Genomic DNA, 19,008 nt, shown 5'->3' with positions numbered 1-19,008 from the left:
TTTACACCGCTCAATCTTTAGCACTCTCTACCCAAGAAAACGCTTCTAATATACGCATCCATTGATCGTCCAACCCCGCTTTTAGCAACAATAGCTCACCAGTGATGGGATGATTAAGTGCCAAGGTCTGAGCATGTAATAGCATGCGCGTACAGTCATAGTGGTTACGAAAAAATCGCGTCTGCCGTATATCGCCATAGCTGGTATCACCAATGATCGGATGAAAGACATGTTTCATGTGTCGCCGCAGCTGATGCTTGCGCCCAGTCTCAGGTGTCAAGCGCACGAGGCTATAGCGGCTCGTATCATGTTTTTTTGATACCGAAAATGGCAGCTCAACTTGTGCCAAGCTTTGCCAATGAGTGACGGCTTCTTGAGCAGGCTTGTCCCAATCGGCAAATTTATCAGCAATGGCATCGGGCTGGAAGCTTAATGCATAGTCAATGCTACCTTTCTCTGGCATAAAGCCGCGCACCACGGCTAAATAGTGCTTGGTAACGCTGTGTTCGGTAAACGCCTCGGTCAGGATACGCGCCACGGCTGAGCTTTTGGCAAACAACAGCACGCCTGAAGTTGGCTTGTCTAGACGATGTACCGGAAATACATGGCAACCGACGGCATCACGAGTGAGCTGCATCGCAAAGCGCGTCTCGCCTTTATCCAGCCAACTGCGATGCACCAATAAACCTGCCTCTTTATTGATCGCGACCAAAAATTCATCTTCATAGATGATGTCTATTTGGTAGGCGCTATCGTTTTCGATATCTATATTTTCCGTGCTCATGCTGTCGCTGCCATAATGATATAAATAATTGATATTTTGCCCATTCGCCATATACAAAAAATCCTTCGTCATCTTGGAACATCAGATGGCGAAGGATTCATCACAGTACGGTAGTATGACAGACAATTACTCAATAAGACAAGTTGTAATTTCTAAAAAATATAGGAAAATCAATACCTTATACTATTCGACCGTCACTGACTTTGCCAAGTTACGTGGCTGGTCAACGTCCGTGCCACGCATCACTGCCACATGATACGACAATAGTTGTACGGGTACGCTGTAGACAATAGGCGCTAGCGTTTCGCACACATCAGGCACATGCACCACGTGCAAACGGTCTTCTGCCACCATTTGACTGGCTTCGCTAGCGAATACAAACAATTCACCGTGACGAGCATGTACCTCTTGCATATTGGCTTTTAGCTTATCAAACATGCTGTCTTTAGGCGCAAGTACGACGATAGGCATATCTCTGTCAACCAACGCCAAAGGACCGTGTTTGAGCTCGCCTGCTGCATAACCCTCTGCATGGATATAAGAGATTTCCTTAAGCTTTAACGCGCCTTCTAAAGCGATCGGGAACTGTAATCCGCGACCTAAAAATAAGCAACTTCTCTTATCTTCAAAGTGCTCACTCATCGCTTGAATAGGTGCATCTAGGTGTAAGCTGGCATACAACTGACCTGGTAGCTGCTGTAACTCATCAATCAGTGTCGTTAGATGCTCTTGAGTCATACGCTGCTGAGTTGACCCCACTTTTAAGATTAATAGCATCAAAGCGACTAACTGGGTTGTAAATGCTTTGGTCGAAGCGACTCCAATTTCCGGGCCGGCAAGCGTTGGTAAGAAAATATCAGTCTCACGCACAAGCGACGAGGTAGGCACGTTGCATAATGCTAAGCTGACCAAACCTGCTGGCGTATGCTTTTGAATATCACGTAAGGCTGATAAGGTGTCCGCTGTTTCGCCTGATTGTGAAATACAAATAACCAGCGAATGGTCGACCACGACTGGATTACGATAACGGAACTCGCTGGCTACTTCAACCGAACAAGGCACACGAATCAGGCTTTCAAACCAGTATTTTGCGACCAAACCTGCGTGATAGCTAGTGCCGCAAGCAATAATTTGTACGTTGCGGATACCTGATAGCTGGGCTTCATGACGCTGCAAAAAATCATCGCGTAATTTGACTGTGTCGCCATTGTCTACCGCCATCTCGATAGTACGAGCAACTGCATCTGGCTGCTCATAGATTTCTTTGAGCATATAATGCTTAAATTCACCTTTATCGGCATTGTGCTGTGTCGCGTCAATTTCATGTATTTGACGTTTCACTTCCACGCCATCGGCAAAGATTTGAATGCTTTTACGAGTCAGCTTGGCAATATCGCCTTCTTCTAAATACATAAAGCGATTGGTGACAGGCAGCAACGCCAATTGATCTGAAGCAATAAAGTTCTCGCCAATACCCACGCCAATGACTAATGGTGAGCCAAGACGTACGGTAATCAGTTCTTCAGGACAGTCAATATGTACAATACCTAAGGCAAAGGCGCCATGTAACAACGGAATGACCTTACGAACCGCTTCTAGTAAGTCAGGCGTTTGCTTATAAATATCATGAATCAGATGCGCAACGACTTCGGTATCTGTCTGTGAGGTAAACTCGTAGCCTTTAGCCACTAATTCTTTTTTAAGCTCAGCGTAGTTCTCAACAATACCATTGTGAACCACAGCAATTTTACCTGAAACGTGAGGGTGTGCGTTACGCTGCGCTGGCTCACCATGAGTCGCCCAGCGTGTATGAGCGATACCAATATGACCGTCGAACAGTTCTGGATTGGTAGCTACCGCATCAACTAGAGCCTGAACTTTACCTACTTGACGTTCGCGATGCAGCTCGCCATCACGGATGACAGTCAAACCGGCAGAATCATAGCCTCTGTATTCCAGACGTTTGAGACCTTCTAGTAAAATATTAGCGATATTACGCTCAGCAACTGCCCCTACAATTCCGCACATGGCTATTCCTTACTTTTAATTTTCGATATATAGTGATGAGTCAGTCAATAAATCGTATGAATGATTATTGGGTATCAATAGAATAATAGTTCTATAAAAACGATGAAGCAGCACCACAAAGATTGCCGTACTGCTTAACTGCCAACTGGTATTAATGTCGTGATTAATGACCTAGCTATTTTTTAGCTGGTCTTTGATAATGCTCTTTTTGAGTTTGACGAGCGCGCCCAAATGCTAAGGCGTTAGCATCGACATCTTTGGTAATCACTGAGCCTGCAGCTACTGTTGCAGTTTCACCAATCGTCACTGGCGCAACCAGACTGGCGTTAGAACCGATAAACGCATTGTCGTTAATAAGAGTGGGTGATTTGTTGATACCGTCATAATTACAAGTAATCACACCTGCACCGATATTCACGCCTGTACCAACGGTAGCATCTCCAATATAGCTAAGATGATTGACCTTACTACCTTGACCAATTGTGGATTTTTTGATTTCAACAAAGTTACCGACTTTACTGTTATCGGACAATAATGTCTGAGGACGTAAGTGGGCAAACGGACCAATATCCACACCTGTACCTATGTTGGCACCATCAATGACACAATAAGGTTTGAGATGACATGCATTGCCAATTTGGGCGTTTTTAATGATACAGCCGGCTTCGATGTAGACATTATCGCCTAAGGTACAATCGCCTTCGAATACCACGCCGACATCTACAAACACGTCTTGACCTGCAGTCAATGTCCCTCGAATATCAACACGAGTAGGGTCAGCAAACTGGACACCCGCTTCTTGCAAATCAGCAACCAACTTACTTTGCCAAGTACGTTCCAAACTGGCAAGCTGTTGACGGTTATTCACGCCTTCAATCTCAAACGTATGCCCAGGCTCGATCGCAGCAATAGTAATCCCATCAGCGACGGCCATTTTGACAATATCTGTCAGATAATATTCTTGCTGGGCATTGTCGTTAGACAGTTCTGGTAAGTATTTATGCAATAAAGCATTATCGACACAATAGATGCCACTGTTGATTTCTTGAATGTTTTGCTCATCGGCGTCAGCGTCTTTTTGTTCGACGATAGCCGTGATATGACCTTCTTCACTGCGTTTGATACGGCCTAATCCAAACGGATTATCGACTGTCAACGTAAGCATAGACATACCGTCAGTATTGGCAGTTTTCAATGCGGATAAGGTTTGGCAGCTTACCAGTGGCACATCGCCATATAAGATCAGACTTTGGCCCTCTTTTGGTAAGTCAGATAAAGTAACTTTGACGGCGTGCCCCGTTCCCAACTGTTCGGTTTGAGCAACCCAAGTAATGGAAGAATGCTCATATTGAGTGGTGATTTCTGATTTTACTTGGTCACCACCAAAGCCATGGACAATGATCGTCTCATCCACTGTCAGCTTGTGACAAGTGTCTAATACATGACCAAGTAATGATTTGCCAGCCAAAGTTTGAAGGACTTTTGGCTTGGCCGACTGCATGCGCGTGCCTTTACCAGCCGCTAAAATAATTACAGAAAGGGGAGATGTCATAATAACTCTTATGAATGTAACAAAATATAATATTCGATTATAGCGTAAATGTTTGTTTGGAATGATGTGATGACGTTCAAGCTTTGTAACTTAGCGCTATAAAAAAATGTATGTAGCAATACTTAAAATCATCAAACTTATTCGTATCTCATAACCACTAAAGAAAAAAAACCATCATCACAATTATCCACACGATGAGCGCCATCACTCCTGCAATAATATCATCGAGCATTACACCCAGACCGCCAGCGACCTTTCTATCAGCCCAACCAATTGGTGGCGGTTTAATGATATCGAAAAAGCGAAAAAGTACGAAAGCCAAGAGCAAAGCAGCAAGGGAAGACGGCTGCGAAATATACTGCCAAAAATTATCAGCCGTCACGCTCATATAAGAAAAAGGTAATAAGGTAAGCCACATGCCTGCCCATTCATCCCAAACAATATGAGGGTCATCATGCCCTTTCATCAGCTCAGAAGTACGGCCACAGATCCAAATACCAATAAAGCAAGACAAAATAGTAATCAGCAAAAATGGTAAAAATCCAAGGCTTAATAGTGGTATGGCGACAATCAAACCCCCTATCGTTCCCCAAGTACCAGGTGCACGGCGGGGCAGACCACTACCCAAACCAAGCCCAAGCCAATAGACCATACGATCAAGCATGCTGGCATTTACTGGGAGAGGCGGGCAATCATTAGCTTTACGAATATCGGGCTTAGATAAATCATGGTCGATCATGGGTTAACCTGTAAAGTGTTGGTAACCAGTAAGCGTAGGCCATGTGGTAAATGGCGCAGGATGGGTTGGGGTGACTGATTGCCCTTGATAATAAAGCTCAGGGCGCATCGGTATTGTGGCGTCTGCAGTAGCGCCTACATTATCTGCTATTGCGATAACATCACCAATATAGGTAACAGGGACATTGCTGGCAGGAGGAGTAACATGAGCTGGCAACGTAAAAGCCAATTCATAATCGTCACCACCAGCCAATTGACACAGTAAACGCTCAGATAAGTCAACGACTGACAAAGACGTGCTACTGGGCAGCTGTTCTAGGTTTAAGCGGATATTAACAGCGCTTTGCTGACAGATATGTCCAAGATCTTGGTATAGACCATCAGAGATATCTATCATTGCTGTTGCGCCGATTTTTGCTAAAGCAGCTCCCAATGCAATGCGCGGCGTCGGCATGTGCAGACGATGTGCCAATGCCATGCCCTGAGTATTATCAGGATATTGCAATGCATAACTGGCGTCGCCTAATGTTCCTGACACATATACTCTATCACCAACCTGCGCCCCTGAACGGTAAACAGCTGGCGTATCTTTTGCCAATACGCCTTGAGCGCTGACACTGAGTACTAGGCTATCGCTGCGCGTGGTATCACCGCCGATTAGGGTAACTCCAAATAGCTGGCAGGCATGAAACAAGCCTTTGGCAAAGTCACTTAACCATTGTTCATTTGCAAGACGTTTAGGCAAGGCCAATGCGAGTAAAATACTGTGCGGCATTGCACCCATGGCAGCAATGTCTGAGACATTAACCGCCACTGCTTTATAACCAATGGCAAAGGCAAGCTTATCAATTTGATCCCAGTCAGCACTAAAGTGTCGACCTTGAACGAGGGTGTCAATGCAGCTGACCAAACGCGAACCTGCAGGCAAGGCCATGACAGCAGCATCATCACCAATACCTTTTTCAAGACCACTTGATAAGGGCTGTGCCGCTTGCATCTGTAAAAATATGCGCTCAATCAGCTCAAACTCATTCATGATCAGTCTTGGCTTTTGGCGTCAGCGTCTTTTTTATTCGCTTTAAATTCACTGATATTGGCACTGGCTTTGCTAGCGCTATTGCGTTTGACGCTGGCATTATTGGCGCTGATACGCGGTTTGTTAGATGCCGTAGGTTGGTTGTTGCTATTAGTTTCAGCAGCGTCTACATCTGTTGTTTCAGGAGTATCGACTGTTTGAACTTCAGCCTGTTTAGCAGCTGCTTTTTGCGACGTTCGCAGATTGGCTTTGGTATCGGCTTCTATTTCAATGACGCGCAGTTCCACGGCCATTCTATCAAGTACAGCATTGATCAATTTGTGTGCATCAGTGGCACCAAAATGATTGTTCAATTTCATTGCTTCATCAAGGATGACTTTATAAGGAATCTCAAAGCGATTCTGTAGCTCATAAGCACCAATAAGCAAAATAGCGTGCTCAACCGTATCTAATTTGTTGATGTCACGATCAAGATGTTGGCTAATGAGCGCATCCAGCGTCTCAATTTGCTCTGGGATATCGCGCATCATTTCATGATAGTAGCCGATATGTACCGTGTGCATGGCGTTGGTCGCACGTGTACGGGCAGCGATATCGTGTGGGGCATTGGCTTTCCAACCAAGCTTGCCATCTATGTCGAAGCGGCGATCAGTAACAAGCCATTCGTATAGACCTTGCATGGCAAAACGTCTTGCCTTACGGATAGCGGTGTGACTGGTCTTGTAAGAAGACTCACTCATATCAAAGGTTTGATCACCCGCACTGCTGCTGGCTATGCGAGTAGCTTCAGCTTGTGGATCGTTGTCTTGTGCGGTTTTTGCAGCGCTGATAGCGCGCTTGAGTTGGTCAGTCATAGGGGGTCTGTACCTAAATTTTGAGATAATACCTATTTAAAATATAAATCAACAACGTGCGTCATCATGGTCGGCAAGCGTTCCACTCATAGTACTTTTACTGATGTGAGTGAGGTCTTTATATTTTAAAAAAGGATAGAAATACGGTGAAAATTCAATAAACAACCAGTTGTTAGTGCTGGCTAATGTTATGTGAATGCGGCTATTATCAAAAAGCCGCATCCATAAAATTTACATCAGACAATATCAATCTTATTAAACATATAATCTTGTTCTCAATAAAGATGACTTTATTCAAACAAACTAAGCGACGTCGCTCTCATCGTCAATGTCTAACTGTGACAATACGGCAATCATTTCTAAAACAACCATAGCCGCTTCTGAGCCTTTGTTACCCGCTTTGGTACCAGAACGCTCAATGGCTTGCTCGATACTGTCAGTCGTCAAAACACCGTTTGCGACTGGGATATTGTAATCAATGGCGACACTGCTCAAGCCTTTTGCAGACTCGCTTGCAACAAAATCAAAGTGCGGCGTGCTACCACGGATAATCGCGCCTAAAGCAATAATGGCATCAAAACGATCTGATTCAGCAGCGCGCTGGGCAACCAACGGCAACTCAAATGCGCCCGGCACACGAATAACCGTAATATTGCTACCCAAAACGCCATGACGTAGTAACGCATCAATGGCACCATCTACTAATGACTCGACAACAAAACCATTAAAACGACCGACCACGATACCGATACGGGCATCGGCATTTTGATGCAAATTACCATCGATATGGGTCACGTCATTGCGTTGCTGTTGTAAATTTGACATAAAAAATCCTTTGCCTGATTGGCGTTCAATGGAAATATTAGAGGGAACAGAGCGTTAAATATAGTAATAGATTCAAATAGCTTGTTTGATTGTCTGGTCATTCATGAATGAGTCGTCGCAAAAACAGGCAGTTAAATGAACAAAAATAAGTGGTTAGTACTATGATAACATTTTTTATGATTTATTGGCATTTTACCAATGTCTTATAAGCGCATCTGTATGCCTTGCGATGCCATATACTGTTTGGCCTCTAAGACCGTATATTCACCGAAGTGGAAAATACTGGCGGCAAGCACGGCATCTACGCCACCCTCTAAGACGCCTTCGGCCAAATGTTGTAAGTTACCAACGCCGCCCGAGGCAATAACAGGGACATTGACTTGGCTGGTGATGTGTTGCATGAGCGCCAAATCATAGCCTTTTTTAGTGCCATCGCCATCCATTGAAGTGACCAACAATTCGCCCGCACCCAGCTCTGCCATTTTGAGCGCCCAAGCGACGGCATCAATGCCTGTGGGTTTGCGTCCGCCATGGGTAAAAATCTCCCAACGTGGCATGACAATACCATCAACAGTTATATCCTCGACACGCTTGGCATCAATCGCCACCACGATACATTGATTGCCAAATTTTTGCGCCGCTTCACCAACAAATTCAGGCGTAAACACAGCGGCTGAATTGATCGCGACCTTATCCGCACCGGCATTTAACAAATTGCGAATGTCAGCGATTTTACGCACGCCGCCACCGACGGTTAAGGGTACAAATACGGTTTCAGCCATGCGCTCGACAGTGTGATAGGTGGTGTCACGCTCATCATTGGTGGCAGTAATATCCAAAAAAGTAATCTCATCTGCGCCCTGCTCGTTATAGCGTTTGGCGACTTCAACTGGATCCCCTGCGTCTTTGATATCGACAAATTGGACACCTTTGACCACGCGGCCATTGTCCACATCAAGACAGGGAATGATACGTTTTGCTAGCATAAAACCGCCTATTAATTCGTGCAAGAATACAAAGATGAATCGTATAAAATGCTATGATACGCGTAACTATTTTACAAAACAAATGCAAAGGTTGCTTATGTGTCAACTGCTCGCTATGAACAGCAAAAATCCTGCTGATATTGGTTTCTCTTTTGCTGGTTTTCGGGCTCGTGGTGGACTGACCGATGATCATATCGACGGCTTTGGAATCGCTTACTTTGAGCCGACAGGATTGCGCCTTTACTACGACAATCGTGCGGCGATGGACTCTCCGCTTGCCGAATTGGTCAGTCAAACCCGAGTGAAGGCGGCCAATACTATTGTCCATATTCGTAAGTCAGATGATCAATTGTTATGTAATGCGCATCCCTTTACCCGCGAGATTTGGGGCGAGGCTTGGGTATTTTCTCACAACGGTAAAATGACCATTAGAGATGCCTCAGATAGCGACCCCATTAATCAAGCAACAGGCAAACAAGGTAAATCTAGTCATTATATTCCAGTAGGCGATACCGATTCAGAATTTGCCTTTTGCTATTTACTCAATCAGCTCAAAGACCGTTTTGAGCATAAGCCTGATTCACAAACGCTGTATGTGTTTTTAACAGAGCAGTGCCGTTTTTTGGCGAATTACGGATTATTTAATTGTCTGCTGTCCAATGGCGAGTGGATGCTTGCTTATGCCGATACCCTATTGTTTCATATCACTCGTCAAGCACCATTTGGTTCAGCGTCCCTCATCGACGTGGATGTAACCATGGATTTTGAAACGGTCAATGATGCCGATGATGTTATGACAATCCTTGCCACTACGCCGCTCACAGATGATGAGGAATGGCAACAGCTTGCCGTCAATGAGTGCATCATTTTTGCAGATGGTCATAAGGTTTACCAAGACTTGCCTAAATCGCCTGTTTATTTGTCGATTGAAAAGGGCTTAGAGATTGCAAAAAATGCCTAGCCTGTGCGTCAGCCAACTTCATAATATCTGGTAGCCATTTTATTTAGTATCTACTAAATTATAGAGCGCAGATGGATTTCAGAGGATCATGTCGATATTTAAAGTTTGCTTATTAATCGCCTAATTGTCACTATTACTATCTGCTGCCACATTTATTGTTGCCCGAACTAAATGTATTATTTCACCCTAATTTTTACCGTTTAATTATCATAAGTGAGATGTTATGTCTGTCTATACCCAGTTAACCGATGACCAGTTTGCCGCCTTTTGCCAAAGCTTTGGCGTGTCGTTTGCGCGTGCCATTCCGATTACGCAAGGTATCAAAAACTCTAACTGGTTTATTCAGACGACTGACGATGTAGATGGCGAGCACTCCTACGTATTTACTTTATTTGAAGAGCGTCCACCTGCTGATATCGAAAAGATGGCCGTTATTCTCAATCAGTTGAATGGTAAGTTACCTGTGGCCGCGCCATTGGCTGTTATCGAATTGGATGCTGCTAAAACGGATAACGATAAACGCTATGTCATCCATTATGAAGACAAGGCCATTACGCTTGTTCCTTGCTTGGCGGGCACGCACCCAGAGCATACCACTCAAGCAATGTGCCATGAGATTGGGGCCGCTCTAGCGTTGCTACATGAAACATTGCAAGCGCTACAACCGAGCGAGCAATATGGCGTACCTTTGTATCCATGGGCGGATGTCCGCGACCGTGAACGTCAGTTTATGCCAAGTGACGAAGCCAAATTGATGAGTGACATTTGGCGCGCTTATACAGACTTACCGCTTGCAACCTTGCCAAAAGGCTTGTGTCATCTGGATATGTTTGCGGATAACACGCTTTGGCATCTACAAAAAGGGGAGTCTCGTCTGACAGGACTGTTGGACTTTACTGAGGTTAGTTCCGAGCACTACGTCATGGATATTGCCATTACTATTAATGACTTTTGTACGACGTGGGGCGATGCCGAACAAGGCGAGTCGGTGAATTTTGATCGCAGTAAAATGGCGGCGTTTTTACAAGGATACGAGTCCAAGCGACTACTTGGTGATGATGAAAAGCGTGCCTTACCAGTGATGCTAGCCAAAGCGGCGGTTATCTTTTGGTTATTGCGCCTAAACGTCATTCATTACAATCGTACTGAAGGACGCACTGGCGATAATATTATGGTCAAAAATCCAGACTTGATGAAACGCCTTGCGGCTTATCATTGGTCACATGTGGAAAAAGCGCAAAATACGGTTTTTGTTCTTGAACATGCGCTCTATAAAGACGATGACAAAAATAATGATGTTGAAGATTATAAATTAATAGGTGTATTTGCGACTGAGCAACAAGCGCAAACCGCAATGTCTCAGTTAAAAATGCAGCCTGGTTTTAAAGACTATCCCAATGGTTTTCATATTGATGCTTACCCACTTGGTCAGATTAATTGGTCACAAGGGTTTAATTTTTATTAAAGAACTTGTTTTTTAAGCAATCGTTTTCAAAGAATTTAAAAGGATTTTATCATGACCGATCAAATTGATAACTGGCACAAATTAGCGCGTTACGATACCAATATGCAAGGCGAGCTGCATGCCAACTTACTGCGCAACAATGATATTACGGTGTCGCTACAGCCGCTTAGTGCAATGCCAGGAATGAATTCAGGCATCGTACTATGGGTTCAGGACACTGAGCTGGCAGAGGCTCAGCGTATTTTGAATAGTATTGATACAGAGGGGGAGACGACTCCTTATGAGCTATTTGATGAGTCGACAGAAACTGCTCTAAACGCGACTGTGAATCCTGCAAAAGACAATAACAACGGCGGTACTCTATAAATGTGTCAACTCTTAGGAATGAACTGTAATACGCCAACCGATATTGGATTTAGCTTCGCGGGTTTTCGCAAGCGCGGCGGTATGACGGACAGTCATGAAGACGGCTTTGGTATTGCGTTCTTTGAGCGTAGTGACTGCACTAATAATAATGATTCGACAAATGCGTCAACGGGATTGCGATTGTTTCACGACAATCGTCCCAGCCATGAATCCCCTGTAGCCGATCTGGTCAACAATTATCCTATTAAAGCAATGAACGTTATCGCGCATATTCGTAAAGCAACTCAAGGCCAAAACTGCTTAGCAAATACGCATCCTTTTGTCCGTGAAGTGTGGGGCGAGCAGTGGGTATTTGCGCATAATGGGCAAATGAATAGCGACTTTATTAAACGGTGCCAACGTCTGCAAGACAATGGCAACGCGACGCATTGCCAACCAGTAGGGTCAACTGACTCCGAAATGGCGTTTTGCTATTTGGTGAATCGTCTAAAAAGTACCTTTAAAACCCGTCCTGATGACCAAACGCTGTTTAATTTTTTGACCACGCAATGTCGCTATCTGTCTGCAAACGGTTTATTTAATTGCTTAATATCTAACGGCAGGTGGCAAATGGCGTATGCGGGGAGTTTATTGTTTTATCTCACACGTAAAGCGCCATTTGGCGAAGCCAAACTCGCTGATGATGATATGGCGATTAACTTTGGAGATGTGACTACAGACACGGACAAAGTGACTATCTTGGTGACTGTCCCACTGACTGAAAATGAAAAATGGCAGCAATTGGCCGTCAATGAGTGTCTCATTTTTCAAGATGGCGATGTGATTTATAAAGACAGCCCAAGCCAGCGCAAGTTTTTGACCATTGAGGAAGGTATTGCGATTGCACGAGCCGTTGGGGCGAGTGTTTAGGTAGGTTACTAACCCAAATACTCCCCACAACAGCGCTTAAACTTCTCACTAGATCCACAAATACACGGTTGCTTTTGCGTTACACTCATCGCAACCGTCGGGTCTAAAAAGTACCAATGCGCATCATTATTAGCTTTGTCTTTCATCTTTACAAAGGCAGACAGTTCATGATGCGCCTGCATGCCGTCTACATTATTAAAGTACGCCTTAAACTCAACCTGTGCGTGTCTTTTACCCAGCTTTGGTGTGTGCTGCACAATCTCCAATCCTGCCCAGTCGGTCTCTGTCGCCCAACTTTCAATCGCATTCATATCAAGCGAGTTTTGCTGCGTGGGTAGTGTGGTTTTGACGATATAATCTGGCTTGACCAATACAAACGCACTGTAGCGCGTGCGCATGAGACGCTCGGCATTCTCTGCCCTTACCGCGCTTAATTCGTCCATATCTGCATTAGAAAACGCATCATGATAAGGCTGACAGCATTCTTGATATGTGAGCGGCGAGCCTATTTCTAATAACGGATTGATTTGGCAAGGACAGGTTTGGGTAGTAGACAGTGTAGAAAGTGACATAGCGTACTCTAATGATTCGTATTTATATAGTCGATTTATTCTATAGCAGCCACGATGTAACTATGGTCAAAATATCTCAAAAACGCTACGGTACTACTGATATCAATTTTTGCAGCCTCTGTCTGCGCAGGCACAGCAAGCAAAAAAATTGATATTAGCAGTGCATGATATTTTGATCGTCAAGCATCATCATGGTCTCTCACGCAGCATATCTTCTACGATGTCAGGCAAAATGCCCACTTTTAATTGTGCCCACGGTGCTGGATCTCGCAGCTGTTGCCAAAAAGGTTCAAAGGGCGGCGTCAGATACAGCAGCATAGCCAGTACGGTATAGATTAATAAGTACCACCACTTATCTTTATGCTGATAAAACTTCATCGCCGTACCGGATGAGCGCTTCATTTTCATGTTGGATAAATTGACGCTATACACTTCATCTAATAATAAATGTACCAGCGCACCGCCAAATAAAAACAAACCATAAAACCAGCTGGCAGTCAGGGGAAGCTGCAACACATAATAGCTAAGACAGGTGAGTCCAAGTCCCAGTATCGCCATATAAGGCACAGAATGAATCACGCCTCGATGCACCGTCATATTGGTAAAAACAGCAAAAACGGTATAACGCATAAAACAATAGCCAGCCAGCCACAAAACAATCAGCGACAATAAACTCAGCTCACTGCGCCAATGCATAACTAGACCAAAAGCAAAAATAAAAGAAGTGATGTTAAAACCAAGTTTAATCGGTGTTGAGTTATCGGAATCCAAATCGGGCAAGAGCCCGCCGATGGTACCCAGCGCCACGCACATCAAAAATCCTGAATCGTCAACCAACCCTGCTTTATAAACCGTTAAACTCAGCGTACCACTCACCATAAATGCGGTGTTTAAATGGGTATTAAAATTTGCCATAGACACTCATCAATAAATAGCGCTCAAAAAGACCTTTCGAGCGGCTCATCTAGCTGTAAAAAAGCGCACCATGATACCATAGACCAGCCATACGTCTAATAGGGATCGCTCATATGACCGCGACTGATTTACCTTTCAAAATACCTTCTCATGCCTCCTTTAGTCATTTACCTATATTTGATAAGCAATTTGCTGAGATTGATTGGCAAGCGCCATGGCTCAGCCACTTAAACCAGCTAAAGTATATTGGCGATACGGTAAAAGGTTTAAGTGAGACAAATGGACAAGACAGTCCTACCGCGCGTGATGGTCAGCCAATCGACATTATCGCTGATATATTAAATACGGCCTTGATGCTACGCTGCGACGGCGTACAAGAGGGTTTGCCGACCACCAAACCAACTCAAAACGCACAAGCGCAAACGCTCACATTCGTCTCACAAAACGCGTTACCTGAAGGCGAGGCTTATGAGTATTTTATCGCGAAGACGGGCAATATACCTACGCGTGATAATTTGCATGACTTGTTTAATGGCAGTATTTGGCTCACGTTTCCGAAGACCAAAGCGCTACTAAATCACTTCCACATGCTAGAAATTGCCGCGCAGGGCATTGGGCATAGTCGAGGACGGGTACGCGATACTATTACTGTCTTTGATGAAAATGGCGCAGTGCTGGTCACGTCTGATAGACGCATTGGTAAAGGATTAAAAGCATTTGATTGGCAAGCAAGTTTGGTTGAGTCGCGTGCCCAATGGGACAATCCAAAACAAGTGAATCGCCATGCGCAAGCGGCTGTCTATGTTTTTGGTCATGCGCTACTAGAGCAGTTGGTACAACCCCGCAAACCCTTATGTGCGCATAGTCTCGTTATTTATGTGACACAAGATTTCTTTGCATTGCCATTGTCTGAACGCATGAATTATTTAGACCGTACACTGGCTCAGCAGATGGATGAGTTACTATCGCATGATGAGGTTACGCCGCGTCATTTATCTCCATTACCGATTTTGGGTGTGCCGTATTTTTGCTCTGAAAACAAGCACACTCACTTTTACGATGACCCTTATGTCTTTCGCAGTGGACGTCGCCAAAAAAGTAAAAGGTGAAAGCCTCTAAATACTTATCAAAAAAGTGTTCAACCATTGTACCGTTTACGATTGTGCCACGATTTGACAACGTCTAAGCGTTCACAAAGTATAGGATGTTTGTTATGGTAAATAGAGGTATCGTTAAGTACTAATAAGTACGTTTGTGCTATTACTGCAAACACCTATCTCTATTTTAAGTAATGCTCTGTCAATTACTAAAAGCCATTATTAGTAAGCAACAAAGTCTTTAGCTATATAGCCACCAATCATCCGCATAAACGCCTCACGGTTTATGTGCAGAATCCATAACAACGATAAGGAAGCTACCATGAGTGATATTTTTAATGTAAAAGATACGATCTCGGTCGATGGCAAGGAACATGCCTATTACAGTTTGCCAAAGCTGACCAAAAACTTTGAAAACATCAGCAAACTACCGTTTTGCATGAAAATCGTCTTAGAGAATTTATTGCGCAATGAAGATGGTGGTCAATCTGTCGGTGAAAACCATATTGAAGCGGTTGCAAATTGGGATGCAGGTGCCGAAGCGTCAAAAGAGATCGCCTTTATGCCCGCCCGCGTCGTGTTGCAGGATTTTACAGGTGTGCCATCGGTCGTCGATCTGGCAGCCATGCGTGATGCGGTGGTCGAGCTGGGCGGTAAAGCCGAGCAAATCAATCCGTTTATCCCAAGTGAATTGGTTGTTGACCATTCTGTACAAGTAGATGCTTATGGCCGCGAAGATGCGCTTGATTTAAACGAAAAAATCGAATTTAAGCGTAATAATGAGCGTTATGAGTTTTTGCATTGGGGTCGTAATGCCTTTGAAAACTTCGTTGTCGTACCGCCAGCGACAGGTATTGTGCATCAGGTAAACCTTGAGTATTTGGCACGTGTCGTAATGGCAGCAGACGTAGACGGTGAGCTGACAGCGTATCCTGATACGGTATTTGGTACGGATAGCCATACAACGATGATTAATGGTATCGGTGTGCTCGGTTGGGGCGTGGGCGGTATTGAAGCGGAAGCGGCGATGCTTGGTCAACCCTCCTCAATGCTCATTCCACAAGTAGTCGGTTTTGAATTGACAGGTAAGCTGACCGAAGGGGTCACAGCAACAGATTTGGTATTGCGTGTGGTTGAGATGCTGCGTGCCCATGGTGTGGTTGGTAAATTCGTTGAGTTTTATGGTGAAGGTCTACACAGTATGCCGCTTGCCGATCGTGCCACTATTGCTAATATGTCGCCAGAATACGGCGCCACCTGTGGTATTTTCCCGATTGACCAAATGGCCATCGATTATTTGCGCCTGTCTGGACGTGAGGAATCTCAAATTGAGCTGGTCGAAAAATATGCCAAAGCGCAAGGCTTGTGGCATGATGCGGATACGCCAGCAGCGACGTATTCAAGCAAGCTAGAGCTGGATTTATCGTCTGTCCAGCCAGCACTGGCAGGTCCTAACTTACCGCAGCAACGTATCAACCTGTCTGATATGCACGAAAAATTTGGCGAAACGTTAGCAAAAATGACCAAAGACCGAAAATCAGAAGTCGAAGGTAAAGTTCGTTTCGACCAAGAAGGCGGTGAGCAAGAGCAAGCCGAAACCTTAGCAGCGAAGCCAAAAATGGATAATAGCCAAGATGAAGGTTATCAGCCTGCAAATGGGGTGTTTTCTACTGTTAGTATCAACGACAAGGACCATAAACTACGTGATGGCTCAGTGGTGATTGCCGCGATTACCTCTTGTACCAACACCTCTAACCCAGCAGTTATGATCGGCGCTGGCTTGGTGGCAAAAAAAGCGGCGGCAAAAGGACTCAAAGCAAAACCTTGGGTCAAAACCTCATTAGCGCCTGGCTCTAAAGTGGTGACTGATTACTTAGAAAAGACTAAGTTGATGGATGAGCTAGAAAAAACAGGCTTTTACCTTGTAGGTTATGGTTGTACGACTTGTATCGGTAACTCAGGGCCGTTGCTTGAAAGTATCGAGCAGGGTATTGAGGAAAACGACTTGGTTGCTGCTGCCGTACTATCTGGAAATCGTAACTTCGAAGGCCGTATTCACTCACATGTCAAAGCCAGCTATCTGGCGTCACCACCGCTAGTGGTTGCTTATGCGCTGGCAGGTACGGTCGATATCGATATGACAACGCACCCAATCGGTCAAGATCAAGAGGGCAATGATGTCTATCTAAAAGACATCTGGCCAACGTCAGAAGAGATCAACGAGCTGATAGCCAATAATATTGATGCCGATATGTTCCGCAAAAACTATGGCGAAGTATTTGAAGGCAGTAAAGCGTGGAACGCCATCAGCTCAGCTGACAGCCAGCTGTACCCGTGGAGCGAAGAATCTACTTATATTAAAAACCCACCGTTCTTTGATGGCATGACTATGGAGCCAGAAGGTATTCCAGATATCGAAGGCGCGCGCATCTTAGGTCTGTTTGGTGATTCGATCACCACCGATCATATTTCGCCAGCTGGTAATATTGATCCTGACTCTCCAGCAGGTAAGTACTTGAAAGAACGTGGTGTGATGCAAGCTGATTTTAATAGCTATGGCTCACGTCGTGGTAATGATGCGGTCATGACACGTGGTACCTTTGCCAATATTCGTATCAAAAACACCATGATGAATGGTAAAGAGGGCGGTTATACCTATTACTTCAAAGGTGACAGCGCCACGTTGCAAGATGGTGAAGAGATGGCCATCTATGATGCAGCAATGAAGTACAAGGAAGATAAGCGTCCCCTCGTAGTATTGGGCGGGGCTGAGTACGGTTCTGGCTCTAGCCGTGATTGGGCGGCTAAAGGTACGATCTTGCTTGGCGTAAAAGCCGTATTGACCAGCTCGTTTGAGCGTATTCACCGCTCTAATCTCGTCGGTATGGGTGTATTACCATTGACCTTTAAAGAGGGCGAAAATGCTGAGACTTACAAGCTCGATGGCTCAGAGGTGCTCAGCATCACAGGCCTCGACAATGGTGAGAGCAAGACCGCAAGCGTCACCGCTACCCGTGCCGATGGTTCGACCGAAACGTTTGACGTCAACGTCATGCTACAGACGCCAAAAGAGCGCGAGTACGTACGTCATGGCGGCGTGTTGCATTACGTACTACGTCAATTGGCTGCTGAGAGTAAAGAGGCAGTGTAATAGTTCATCAAACTTCATATAGACAAAAGGCCTCGATCATCATGATTGAGGCCTTTTTTATAACGTACGCTTTTGTCTCTGATTACTTAAGTACTCAAGCCTTCTCAGTCAATAACTTAATTCCTAAGCCAAAAAAGACAAGTCCGCTTATTTTATTTAATATGGCTTCAATAGAAGGTTTTTCTCGTAATTTTTTGCTGAACCGAGCCGCCAATAATGCCAAACATGAGCACCATATAAAACCCGTGGTCGCAAAGGTCAGTCCCAATATTAAAAATGACAGCATGCCATAAGCGTAATTAGGATCAATAAACTGAGGAAAAAAAGCGATAAAAAATAAGGCAACCTTCGGATTAAAGACGTTGGTCAAGACCCCTTGTTTATAAATTTGCCAACCCTCTATCTTGCTCTGCCTAATGACATCTTTGTTTTGAGGCAGACTGCTTGCTATCGAGGAGGATTGTTTGCTAGTAAGCATTTTGAATCCTAAATAACATAAGTAACCTGCACCAAGATATTTGACAATCATAAAGACAGTGGGAGAGCTGGCCAATAAAACGGACAATCCTAACGACGCCAACAAAGTATGGATCAAACTGCCCGTGGTGATGCCCAAAACAGAATAAAGCCCCGCGCTTTGTCCTTGAGAGACACTACGAGTAATGATGTACATACTATCTGTGCCAGGAGTAAGATTGAGTAAAATAGCCGCGAGGATAAACCCTAGATAGTTTTCAATACCAAACATAGCCAACCACGTCCTTAATAG

At 44.6% G+C, this 19,008-nt stretch carries 16 protein-coding genes and 1 pseudogene; 6 read left to right on the top strand and 11 right to left on the bottom strand.

Features of this window, described 5'->3' with window-relative positions:
- Positions 1-10: 10 nt before the first annotated feature.
- From truC to hisF, 8 genes and pseudogenes are all read right to left on the bottom strand, one after another.
- Entirely contained in the window at positions 11-784 is a 774-nt protein-coding gene (gene truC / locus A3K91_RS13275; protein ID WP_062846026.1) for a tRNA pseudouridine(65) synthase TruC, read from the bottom strand.
- A 183-nt stretch (positions 785-967) separates the two neighbouring features.
- The gene (gene glmS, locus A3K91_RS13270) at positions 968-2,812 is read right to left on the bottom strand and encodes a glutamine--fructose-6-phosphate transaminase (isomerizing) (protein WP_062845692.1); all 1,845 of its coding nucleotides are present in this window, start codon (positions 2,810-2,812) and stop codon (positions 968-970) included.
- Between the two features lie 175 nt (positions 2,813-2,987).
- The gene (gene glmU, locus A3K91_RS13265) at positions 2,988-4,364 is read right to left on the bottom strand and encodes a bifunctional UDP-N-acetylglucosamine diphosphorylase/glucosamine-1-phosphate N-acetyltransferase GlmU (RefSeq protein WP_062845691.1); all 1,377 of its coding nucleotides are present in this window, start codon (positions 4,362-4,364) and stop codon (positions 2,988-2,990) included.
- 157 nt (positions 4,365-4,521) lie between these two features.
- Positions 4,522-5,103, bottom strand: a complete 582-nt coding sequence (locus A3K91_RS13260; RefSeq protein WP_062845690.1) for a phosphatidylglycerophosphatase A family protein — start codon at positions 5,101-5,103, stop codon at positions 4,522-4,524.
- A gap of 3 nt (positions 5,104-5,106) precedes the next feature.
- Positions 5,107-6,138 (bottom strand): thiamine-phosphate kinase, encoded by a 1,032-nt coding sequence (gene thiL / locus A3K91_RS13255; protein WP_062845689.1) that lies wholly within the window; start codon positions 6,136-6,138, stop codon positions 5,107-5,109.
- A gap of 26 nt (positions 6,139-6,164) precedes the next feature.
- Positions 6,165-6,992 (bottom strand): annotated as a pseudogene (gene nusB / locus A3K91_RS14010) (transcription antitermination factor NusB); the annotation flags it as partial.
- Positions 6,993-7,295: 303 nt separating this feature from the next.
- Complete coding sequence (ribH, locus tag A3K91_RS13245; protein WP_062845688.1) at positions 7,296-7,817, bottom strand: 6,7-dimethyl-8-ribityllumazine synthase; 522 nt, start codon at positions 7,815-7,817, stop codon at positions 7,296-7,298.
- Between the two features lie 203 nt (positions 7,818-8,020).
- Positions 8,021-8,803, bottom strand: a complete 783-nt coding sequence (gene hisF / locus A3K91_RS13240) for an imidazole glycerol phosphate synthase subunit HisF (protein WP_062845687.1) — start codon at positions 8,801-8,803, stop codon at positions 8,021-8,023.
- A gap of 97 nt (positions 8,804-8,900) precedes the next feature.
- On the opposite strand from hisF, the gene A3K91_RS13235 reads away from it, so the two are divergent.
- The 4 genes from A3K91_RS13235 to A3K91_RS13220 all read left to right on the top strand — a co-directional run bounded on the left by A3K91_RS13235 (position 8,901) and on the right by A3K91_RS13220 (position 12,504).
- Positions 8,901-9,764, top strand: coding sequence for a class II glutamine amidotransferase (locus A3K91_RS13235; protein ID WP_062846025.1), 864 nt, complete (start codon positions 8,901-8,903; stop codon positions 9,762-9,764).
- Positions 9,765-9,987: 223 nt separating this feature from the next.
- A complete protein-coding gene (locus A3K91_RS13230; protein ID WP_062845686.1) occupies positions 9,988-11,229 on the top strand; it encodes a homoserine kinase in 1,242 nt (413 codons plus the stop codon).
- Between the two features lie 51 nt (positions 11,230-11,280).
- Entirely contained in the window at positions 11,281-11,595 is a 315-nt protein-coding gene (locus tag A3K91_RS13225; RefSeq protein ID WP_084387361.1) for a hypothetical protein, read from the top strand.
- Complete coding sequence (locus A3K91_RS13220; protein ID WP_062845685.1) at positions 11,596-12,504, top strand: class II glutamine amidotransferase; 909 nt, start codon at positions 11,596-11,598, stop codon at positions 12,502-12,504.
- Positions 12,505-12,512: 8 nt separating this feature from the next.
- Here A3K91_RS13220 and A3K91_RS13215 read toward each other — a convergent pair whose 3' ends face one another.
- The gene (locus A3K91_RS13215) at positions 12,513-13,076 is read right to left on the bottom strand and encodes a YchJ family protein (RefSeq protein ID WP_062845684.1); all 564 of its coding nucleotides are present in this window, start codon (positions 13,074-13,076) and stop codon (positions 12,513-12,515) included.
- A gap of 189 nt (positions 13,077-13,265) precedes the next feature.
- Positions 13,266-13,991 (bottom strand): metal-dependent hydrolase, encoded by a 726-nt coding sequence (locus tag A3K91_RS13210; RefSeq protein ID WP_062845683.1) that lies wholly within the window; start codon positions 13,989-13,991, stop codon positions 13,266-13,268.
- A 113-nt stretch (positions 13,992-14,104) separates the two neighbouring features.
- On the opposite strand from A3K91_RS13210, the gene A3K91_RS13205 reads away from it, so the two are divergent.
- Positions 14,105-15,100 (top strand): DUF3025 domain-containing protein, encoded by a 996-nt coding sequence (locus A3K91_RS13205; RefSeq protein ID WP_062845682.1) that lies wholly within the window; start codon positions 14,105-14,107, stop codon positions 15,098-15,100.
- Positions 15,101-15,410: 310 nt separating this feature from the next.
- Positions 15,411-18,239, top strand: coding sequence for an aconitate hydratase AcnA (acnA, locus tag A3K91_RS13200; protein WP_062845681.1), 2,829 nt, complete (start codon positions 15,411-15,413; stop codon positions 18,237-18,239).
- A gap of 94 nt (positions 18,240-18,333) precedes the next feature.
- Here acnA and A3K91_RS13195 read toward each other — a convergent pair whose 3' ends face one another.
- On the bottom strand, positions 18,334-18,987 hold the full coding sequence (locus A3K91_RS13195; protein ID WP_062845680.1) for a LysE family translocator: 654 nt from the start codon (positions 18,985-18,987) through the stop codon (positions 18,334-18,336).
- Between the last annotated feature and the right edge of the window lie 21 nt (positions 18,988-19,008).

Origin of the sequence: Psychrobacter alimentarius (assembly GCF_001606025.1) — a bacterium.
Lineage (GTDB): Bacteria > Pseudomonadota > Gammaproteobacteria > Pseudomonadales > Moraxellaceae > Psychrobacter > Psychrobacter alimentarius.
The sequence above is the reverse complement of the archived record's forward strand: the minus strand, read 5'-3'. Positions and strand labels throughout refer to the sequence as shown.